Annotated in this window: 7 protein-coding genes and 1 pseudogene; 4 read left to right on the forward strand and 4 right to left on the reverse strand. The window is 68.7% G+C overall.

The genetic code is table 11. From position 1 onward, the window contains the following. Nucleotides 1-67 precede the first annotated feature (67 nt). The 3 genes from FUT87_RS14860 to kduI form a co-directional block, all read right to left on the reverse strand. Nucleotides 68-955 (reverse strand): carbohydrate ABC transporter permease, encoded by an 888-nt coding sequence (locus tag FUT87_RS14860; protein ID WP_091721903.1) that lies wholly within the window; start codon nt 953-955, stop codon nt 68-70. Nucleotides 956-1,018: 63 nt separating this feature from the next. After that, a complete protein-coding gene (gene kduD / locus FUT87_RS14865; protein ID WP_254783191.1) occupies nt 1,019-1,789 on the reverse strand; it encodes a 2-dehydro-3-deoxy-D-gluconate 5-dehydrogenase KduD in 771 nt (256 codons plus the stop codon). A 35-nt stretch (nt 1,790-1,824) separates the two neighbouring features. Then, nucleotides 1,825-2,661 (reverse strand): 5-dehydro-4-deoxy-D-glucuronate isomerase, encoded by an 837-nt coding sequence (gene kduI, locus FUT87_RS14870; RefSeq protein ID WP_091721898.1) that lies wholly within the window; start codon nt 2,659-2,661, stop codon nt 1,825-1,827. A gap of 261 nt (nt 2,662-2,922) precedes the next feature. On the opposite strand from kduI, the gene FUT87_RS14875 reads away from it, so the two are divergent. From FUT87_RS14875 to FUT87_RS14890, 4 genes are all read left to right on the forward strand, one after another. After that, on the forward strand, nt 2,923-3,255 hold the full coding sequence (locus FUT87_RS14875) for a cupin domain-containing protein (protein ID WP_091721894.1): 333 nt from the start codon (nt 2,923-2,925) through the stop codon (nt 3,253-3,255). A 193-nt stretch (nt 3,256-3,448) separates the two neighbouring features. Beyond that, nucleotides 3,449-6,478, forward strand: a complete 3,030-nt coding sequence (locus FUT87_RS14880) for a TonB-dependent receptor (protein ID WP_147241517.1) — start codon at nt 3,449-3,451, stop codon at nt 6,476-6,478. 263 nt (nt 6,479-6,741) lie between these two features. Then, nucleotides 6,742-7,530, forward strand: a complete 789-nt coding sequence (locus FUT87_RS14885) for a rhamnogalacturonan acetylesterase (protein WP_147239913.1) — start codon at nt 6,742-6,744, stop codon at nt 7,528-7,530. A 29-nt stretch (nt 7,531-7,559) separates the two neighbouring features. After that, nucleotides 7,560-8,495, forward strand: coding sequence for a sugar kinase (locus FUT87_RS14890; RefSeq protein WP_222617022.1), 936 nt, complete (start codon nt 7,560-7,562; stop codon nt 8,493-8,495). Nucleotides 8,496-8,528: 33 nt separating this feature from the next. On the opposite strand, the pseudogene FUT87_RS28860 reads toward FUT87_RS14890, so the two are convergent. Continuing rightward, nucleotides 8,529-8,735: pseudogene (locus tag FUT87_RS28860) on the reverse strand (hypothetical protein); the annotation flags it as partial.

Below are 8,735 nucleotides of genomic sequence, written 5' to 3' on the forward strand. Positions count from 1 at the left end.
CCCTCTCCCGCAAGCGGGAGAGGGGGTTGGAGGGGCGTACTGCGGCGCTGGGGGGTGGGAAGGCGGCTCATCGCTTGGACTCCTTCTCGCCCGAATAGAAGACCCAGTACTTCGAGCTCCAGAAGGACAGCGCCGCCAGTCCGCCGACGAGCGCGAACAGCACCCACGACAGCGCCGCGCCGTAGCCCAGGTTGAAGAAGCGGAAGCTCTGGTCGTAGATGTAGAGCGCCAGCACGTAGGTCGAGTGCAGCGGGCCGCCCTCGGTGATCATGTACGGGCCGTTGAATTCCTGGAACGCGTGGACCATCTGCATGATCACGTTGAAGAAGATCACCGGCGTGATCAGCGGCACGGTGATCTTCCAGAACTGCTGGGCCTTGCTGGCGCCATCGCACTCGGCCGCCTCGTACAGCGAGATCGACACGTTCTGCAGCGCCGCCAGGAAGATCACCATCGCCGAGCCGAACTGCCACGTGAACAGCAGCACGATGGTCCACATCGAGTAATGCTCGTCGGCGAGCCACGGGATCGGCTCGAGGCCGAGCTTCACCAGCACCAGGTTCACCAGCCCGTTGCGCGCGAAGACGAAGCGCCACAGCACCGCCACCGCGATCGAGCCGCCGAGGATGGACGGGATGTAGAACGCCGCCCGGAAGAAGTTGATGCCGCGCAGCTTGAAATTGAGCACGTGCGCGATGAACAGCGCGAAGCCCACGCGCAGCGGCACCGCCAGCAGCGCGAAGAGCAGGGTCACGCCCAGCGACTTGCGGAACAGCGGGTCCGCGGTGGCCAGCTCCTCGTAGTTGCGCAGTCCCACGAATTGGGGCGGGTCGATCAGGTCGTACTGCGTGAAGCTGAGCGCGAAGCTCATCACGAAGGGGAAGAGCTTGAACAGCAGCACGCCCAGCACGAAAGGCAGGACGAACAGGAAGCCCAGTCGCTTGTTCTCATACATGAGCCGTGTCTCCGTCGGCGGGCGCGCGGGACCTCTGCGGGCCCCGTCGCGCCGAACATGGCGTCAGCGGGCGAGCCACCCGCCGTCGACCGCGACGGTATACCCGTTCACGTAGTCCGAGGCCTTGGAGGCGAGGAACACCACCGGTCCGGCCAGGTCGTCCGGCACGCCCCATCGGCCCGCGGGGATGCGGTCCAGGATCGCGGCGTTGCGGCTCTCGTCCTGGCGCAGCGCGGCGGTGTTGTTGGTGGCCATGTAGCCGGGCGCGATCGCGTTGACGTTGATGCCGTGCGCCGCCCATTCGTTGGCCATCAGCCGGGTGATGCCCATCACGCCGCTCTTGCTGGCGGTGTACGAGGGCACCCGCACGCCGCCCTGGAAGGACAGCATCGACGCCACGTTGATGATCTTGCCGCCGCCGCCCTGCGCGAGGTATTGCCTGGCCACGGCCTGCGAGAAGAAGAACACCGTCTTGAGGTTGAGGTCGACGACGTCGTCCCAGTCCTTCTCGCTGAAGCGGATCGCATCCTCGCGCCGGATGATGCCGGCGTTGTTGACCAGGATGTCGACGCGGCCGGTCAGCGACTTGGCCTCGGCCACCAGGCCCTCGATGCAGCTGATGTCGCCGAGGTTGGCGCGCAGGTCCAGGAAGCGCCGGCCCAGGCGCTCGACCTCGGTCCGGGTCTCGACCGGGTCGGACACGTTGACGCCGACGATGTGCGCGCCGGCCTGCGCCAGCGCCACCGCCATGCCCTGCCCCAGCCCGGTGTTGCAGCCGGAGACGATGGCCACGCGGCCATCGAGTTGGAAGTTGTCCAGGATCATCTCGTTCATTCCCTTGGTCGGGTGGGGTCGCGAGCCGCGGCGCTTCAGCGCAGCGTCGTCATCGGCACGTGGTCCATGTCCTTGAAGACCTGGTTCTCGCCGACCATGCCCCAGATGAAGGTGTAGGCCTGGGTGCCGACGCCGGAATGGATGGACCAGCTCGGGCTGATCACCGCCTGCTCGTTGCGCACGACCAAGTGGCGGGTCTGCGTCGGCTCGCCCAGCATGTGGAAGACCACCGCGTCGGCCTTCATGTCGAAGTAGAAATAGACCTCCATGCGGCGGTCGTGCTGGTGGCAGGGCATGGTGTTCCACAGGCTGCCCGGCTCCAGCTGCGTCATGCCCATCAGCAGCTGGCAGGTCGGCAGCACGTCGGGCACGAGGAACTTGTAGATGGTGCGGCGGTTGCTCGTCTCGGGCGCGCCCAGCGTCTCGGGCGAGGCCTCGGCCAGCGTGACCTTGCGCGTCGGATAGGACGTGTGGGCCGGCGCGCAGTTGAAGTAGAGCTTCGCCGGGTTGGCGCCGTCGACGCTCTTGAACTCGACGATCTTCGCGCCCTGGCCGATGTAGAGCGCCTCGCGCGGGCCGACTTCGTACTGCGTGTCGTCGACGAAGACGCGGGCCGCGCCGCCGATGTTGATCAGCCCCAGTTCGCGGCGCTGCAGGAAGTAGTCGGTGCCGGTGTGCTTGCCCAGGTCCGCCGAGAAGGTCACCGGCTGGGTCACCGGCATGATGCCGCCGACGATGATCCGGTCGATCTGGCTGTAGGTCAGCGTCGCGCGGTCGGGCTGGAACAGGTCCTCGACCAGGAACTGGCGGCGCAGGCCTTCGGTGTCCAGCGTGCGGGCATGCTCGCTGTGGATGGGTTGGCGGATGTCCATGTCTTCCTCGGTGCGGTGGGGGTGTCCGAGCCGCGCGGCATCGCGCGGCGGCGGAAGGAAACACCCGGCATCGGGGTGCTTCCGGCGACTGATGGGAGCGAAGCGTACGGGCCTGCGGACTTTCCCGGAACTATGGTTTCTATGTAGTGAACCGCTGTTTCAATTTTTCGCGACCTCGCTATAGTTGCTCGCAACGACGGCCGGGACCCTCCCGGCGCCAGCCGCACCGGCGCTTGCCGGGATCGCGAGGAGACCGCCCCGATGAATCCGTATTTCCTGAACGACGACGCGCCCTGGACCGAGCTCGGCGACGGCATCCGCCGCAAGATCGTCGGCCACACGCCGGAGCTGATGTCGGTGCTGGTGCAGTTCGACGAAGGCGCCATCGGGACGCCGCATGCGCACGACGCGCATGACCAGATCGCGTTCGTCCTGAGCGGCTCCTTCGCCTGCGAGGTCGGCGGCGTGAAACGCACGCTCAAGCCGGGCGACGCCTTCGTCGCGCCGCGGCTGACGACGCATGGCGTCGTCGCGCTGGAGCCCGGCAGCACGCTGCTGGACCAGTTCTCGCCACGGCGCGAGGACTACCTCTGACCCCGACCTGACCCCAGGGTCCGCGCGCGGCGCGGATCGCAGACATCCGCAGTACCGAGGCGGCGATCGCACTGCAGCGACGGCCGCTCCCGACCTGCCGGCGCCCTGCGTGCGCCCGCGACCGACCGATGCCGCGAGAGCGAGGGCCACGATCCCGAGCCCGCGGCCGCAGAAGCACCTTGGAGACAACGTCATGCCCCACCGTCATGGGACTCGCCTCGGGACGACCTCGTCCGATCGTCAGCGCCGCGCGCATCGCGCCGCGTCGCCCACGCCCCGCCTGACCCGCCTCGCCGCCTGCCTGCTGGGCACGGCGACGCTCACGCTGCCCGCCTGGAGCCAGGACCAGGCCGCCCCGGCACCGGCCGCGCCGGCGGCCTCCGCCGCCGCCAGCGACAAGGCGCTCGAGACGGTGGTCGTCACCGGCATCCGGGCGTCGCTGGAAAGCGCGCTGAACGCCAAGCGCCAGGACCGCGGCATCGTCGACGTCATCAAGGCCGAGGACATCGCCAAGTTCCCCGACACCAACCTGGCCGAATCGCTGCAGCGCGTTCCCGGCGTCGTGATCGACCGCGACGCCGGCGAAGGCCGCAACATCACGGTGCGCGGCCTGGGCGCCGACTTCACCCGGGTGCGCATCAACGGCATCGAGGCGCTCGCCACCACGGGCGGCACCGACAGCTCCGGCGGCGCCAACCGCTCGCGCGGCTTCGACTTCAACGTCTTCGCCTCCGAGCTCTTCAACACCATCACCGTGCGCAAGAGCAGCTCGGCGGAAGTGGACGAAGGCTCGCTCGGCGCGACGGTGGACCTGCAGGCGGCGCGGCCCTTCGACTTCAACAAGCGCGTGATCACCGCCTCGGTGAAGGCGCGCTACAACGACCTGGCGCGCGAGACCGACCCCCGCGCCGCCTTCCTGATCAGCGACGTCTTCCTCGACAAGCGGCTGGGCGTGCTGGTGTCCGGCGCGTACTCGAAGCGCCGGCTGTTCGAGGAAGGCTTCTCCACGGTGCGCTGGGACAACGGCCCATCCTCGGGCGGCTGGTGCTCGCCGCAGGGCACGACGCCCGCGAATCCCGCCACCACCGCGGCCAACTGCGGCCCGGCCGCGCAGGGCGTGCCGCGCCTGCCGGCGTCCGCCGGCGCGAGCTCGGCCTACAGCCTGGCCAGCAGCGCCGACAACTTCCACCCGCGCCTGCCGCGCTACGGCCGACTCACCCACGACCAGGACCGGCTGGGCCTGACCGGCTCGGTGCAGTTCAAGCCCACCGACCGCACGCTGCTCACCTTCGACATGCTGTATTCGAAGCTGGATGCGACGCGGCGCGAAGACTTTCTCGAGGCGATCTCCTTCAGCCGCACCGCGAGCCAGGGCGGCAAGCCGCAGACCAGCGTCGTCGAGGCGCAGTACGCGCCCAACGGCGCGCTCCAGTACGGCGTCTTCAACGGCGTCGACATCCGCGCCGAGTCGCGCTACGACGAGCTCACCACCACCTTCCGCCAGCCCAGCCTGACGCTGGAGCAGGAGCTCACCGACCACCTCAAGCTCAATGCCAAGGTGGGCCGCGCGGACTCCAAGTTCCGCAACCCGGTGCAGACCACGGTCACGCTGGATGCGCTCAACGTCAACGGCTACACGCTGGACTTCCGCAACGACGACCGCCTGCCGGTCATCAAGTACCCCTTCGACCCGACGGTGCCGAACGGCGCGCTGCAGATCGTCGGCGTCCCGCAGGTCACCACCGGCACGCAGCCCACCACGGTCGCCAACACGACCACCAGCGAGGTCCGCATCCGGCCGCAGGGGGCCAACAACCGCAACGACATCGCCCACCTGGATCTGGCGTGGGAGGTCCTGCCCGACACGCTGACCCTCAAGGCGGGCTACGACTACAAGAAGTACAGCTTCGACACCTACGAATTCCGCCGCATCAACCAGAACGACACCATCTTCTCGCCGGCGGCCGGATCGGGCGTGCTGACGACGATGCTGACCAACTTCGGTCGCGGGCTGAGCCTGCCGGCGGGCACGCCCACGTCCTGGGTCATTCCCGACCTCAACGCCATCGCCGCCGCCTACGACATCTACTGCAACTGCCTCAAGAGCGGGCCTGCGGGCGGACCGGGCGACTTCACCCTGTCCTCCATCACCAACGGCAATGCGCGCGGCAACAACCGCGCGGTGGTCGAGCGCGACCGCGGCGGCTTCGTGCAGGCGGACTTCGAAGGCCGCGTGCTGGGCCTGCGGATGCAGGGCAACGTCGGCGTGCGCTACGTCGTCACCGAGCAGGAGGCCACCGGCTACCTGGCCACCGGCGGCGGCACCGAGGTCGTCATCGGCCAGAAGTACAAGGACTGGCTGCCGGCGCTGAACGTCTCGGCCAACCTCACCAAGGACCTCATCGCGCGCTTCGCCGCGGCCAAGGTCATGGCGCGTCCGCAGCTGGGCAACCTCAACCCGGGCGGCACCATCAGCACCACGGGCACCCTGTCGATCACCACCGGCAATCCGTATCTGAAGCCCTTCCGCGCCAAGACCTTCGACGGCAGCCTGGAGTGGTACTTCGGCCGCAACGCCTTCATCGGCGTGGGCGTGTTCCAGAAGAACATCGACACCTACATCCAGAGCCTGCGCACCAACGCGCCGTTCAACCAGACCGGCCTGCCGCTGTCGCTGCTGCCGTCCAACTTCACCGGCGAGGAGGTCTTCCAGCTCACCACGCCGATCAACACCCCGGGGGGCAAGCTGCGCGGCATCGAGCTGAACTACCAGCAGCCGTTCACCTTCCTGCCGTCGTGGGGGCGCAACTTCGGCACGGTCCTCAACTACACCTACGTGAAGTCGAAGATCACCTACCTGGTCTCGCCGACCAGCAACGCCACCATCACCGACGACCTGCTCAACATGTCGCCGAAGTCGTGGAACGCCACGCTGTACTACGACGACGACACCTTCAGCGCCCGGGTCTCGGCCTCCAAGCGCTCGTCCTTCCTGACGCGGGTGCCGGGGCAGAACAACAACGACGTCGAAGGGAAGAACGCCACACTCAACGTGGACGCGTCGATCTCCTACAAGATCAACGACCGGCTCACGGTCACGCTGGAGGGCGTCAACCTGACCAACGAGGCGAACGACCAGTTCATCTCGCGGGCCCGCAACAGCCCGGTGGTCTATCACGTCACCGGCCGCGAGTTCCTGCTGGGCGCCAGCTACAAGTTCTGAGCCACCTCCGCCCTCCCCGCAGCCAGCGAGCCCTTCCACGAAGTGCACGCTGGTCATGGGGTCCGGGAAGGGCTGGGGGTTCCCGGACGGGACGCCCCCTGCCCTGGCCGGGCCCGCGCTCAGAAGTCGCGCAGTCGAGGAACGTTTCGGAGTACAACAACGACCGCCCACCGGCGCTGGCCAAGCGCCGACTCTCCACGGGGCATGGGGGCTCCCTCCGGGACCCCCAAGCCCCATTCCGGTCGCACACCCTTGGAGGACTCATGAAGAAGGCATGGCTCGCTGCGCTCAGCGTCATGGCTGGCGTCGCACAGGCGCAAACGCAAGCACCGGCGCCATTGCCATCGCCGCCGTCGTCGCTGCGCGTGATCCTTGTCGGCGATTCGACGATGGCCACGAAGAGCGGCTACGGCGACGCGCTGTGCGCGCGCTTCCAGCCCGAGGTGAGCTGCCTCAACCTCGCCAAGGGCGGGCGCAGCACGAAGAGCTTCCGTGCCGAAGGTCTGTGGGACCAAGTGATGGCGCTGCTGCGCGAGCGGCGCGAGGGCCAGGCCGACGTGGTGCTGATGCAGTTCGGCCACAACGACCAGCCCGGCAAGCCGGGCCGCTCGACCGACCTCCAGACCGAGTTCCCCGCCAATCTCGCCCGCTACATCGACGACGTCGCGCCGACCGGCGCGCGCCTGGTGATGCTGACGCCGCTGACGCGGCGCAGCTTCGACGCACAGGGGCGGCTCGACAACGCGCTGCGTCCCTGGGCCGAGGCGACGATCCGCGTCGCCACCGAGCACCGCGTGCCGGTGATCGACCTGAACGCGATCAGCCACGCCGCGGTGCAGGCGATGGGTGAAGCGGAGGCCGACACGCTCGCGATGGCGCCCAAGCCGATCGATGCGCCCGCGCAGGGCGCCTCCTCGCCCGAACGCGCCGGCGCGGCCAATCCGGTGTTCGATCGCACCCACCTGGGCGCCAAGGGCGCGCAGGTGTTCTCGGCGATGGTCGCCGGGCAGTTGCCCGTCGCGATGCCGGAACTTCAGCGCTGGCTGCGCTGAACGGATCAGCCATGGATGGGAGATCTCCGATGACTCGACGCGTCGCCGTGATCGGCGAATGCATGCTGGAACTCAAGGGTCAGGCCTTCGGGCCCATGACCCAGGGCTATGGCGGCGACACCTTCAACACCGCCGTGTACCTCAAGCGCTGCGGCGACGCGGCCGGCGTTCAGGTGGCCTATGCGACCGCCCTCGGCGACGACGGCCTGAGCACCGGCCTGCTGGAGCGCTGGCGCGACCAGGGCATCGACACCCGGCTGGTGCGGCGGATCCCCGGACGCATGCCCGGGCTGTACCTGATCGAGGTCGATCCCGCCGGCGAGCGCAGCTTCCACTACTGGCGCGACACCGCCGCGGCGAAGGCCTATTTCGATGAGGCCGTCAGCCCGCTCGAGCACCATGCCGAAGACTTCGACGCGCTCTACCTCAGCGGCATCACGCTGGCCGTGCTGCCGCCCGCGGGGCGGGAGCGGCTCTTCGCGCTGATGGAGCGCCTGCGCGCACGCGGCGCGCAGGTGGTGTTCGACAACAACTTCCGCCCGCGCCTATGGCCCGACCGCGCCGCGGCACGCGCCGCCTTCGAGCGCGCGTTCTCGCTGGCCACGATCGCGCTGGTGACGGCGGACGACCATCAGGCGCTGACGGGCCTCGACTCTTTGGAGGCTGCGATCGCGCATGCACAGTCGCTGCCAACGCCGGAGGTGCTGATCAAGCGCGGTGCATCGCCCACGCTGGTGCACAGCGTGCAGGCGCCCGGGCACTGGGCCGAGGCGCCGACGGAGGAAGTGGCGCGCGTCGTCGACACGACCGCCGCGGGCGATGCCTTCGCGGGCGGCTACCTGGCGCGGCGCCTGGCCGGCGCGGATGCGGTGAGCGCGGCGGTCTTCGGCAATCGCGTCGCGGCGCGGGTGATCCAGCATCCGGGCGCGATCATTCCGATCGAGGTCATGGGCGATCTGGTCTGAGCGAGTGGCTCCGGCCAGGAGCCTGCGGCGGCGTCAACGCTCCTTGAACCAGCGTCCGAGCGTCGCCCGCTCCTCGTCGGTGATGCCGGTCGCGTTGTTGAGCGGCATGCTCTTCTGCACGACCACCTGCTGGTAGATCTCGGCCGCGTGCTGCTCGATCAGCCGCGGCTCGTGGAACTGGATGCGCTTGGGCGCCAGCGCCGCGTTGTGGCAGGCCAGGCAGCGGGCGGCGACGATGGC

The organism is Mitsuaria sp. TWR114, from assembly GCF_007997345.1.

Excerpts from the sequence above, each read along its gene's own strand:
- FUT87_RS14890 (WP_222617022.1), top strand. The coding sequence starts at position 7,560 with ATGACTCGACGCGTCGCCGTGATCGGCGAATGCATGCTGGAACTCAAG.
- kduD (WP_254783191.1), bottom strand. The coding sequence starts at position 1,789 with ATGAACGAGATGATCCTGGACAACTTCCAACTCGATGGCCGCGTGGCC.
- FUT87_RS14860 (WP_091721903.1), bottom strand. The coding sequence starts at position 955 with ATGTATGAGAACAAGCGACTGGGCTTCCTGTTCGTCCTGCCTTTCGTG.
- FUT87_RS14880 (WP_147241517.1), top strand. The coding sequence starts at position 3,449 with ATGCCCCACCGTCATGGGACTCGCCTCGGGACGACCTCGTCCGATCGT.
- FUT87_RS14875 (WP_091721894.1), top strand. The coding sequence starts at position 2,923 with ATGAATCCGTATTTCCTGAACGACGACGCGCCCTGGACCGAGCTCGGC.
- kduI (WP_091721898.1), bottom strand. The coding sequence starts at position 2,661 with ATGGACATCCGCCAACCCATCCACAGCGAGCATGCCCGCACGCTGGAC.
- FUT87_RS14885 (WP_147239913.1), top strand. The coding sequence starts at position 6,742 with ATGAAGAAGGCATGGCTCGCTGCGCTCAGCGTCATGGCTGGCGTCGCA.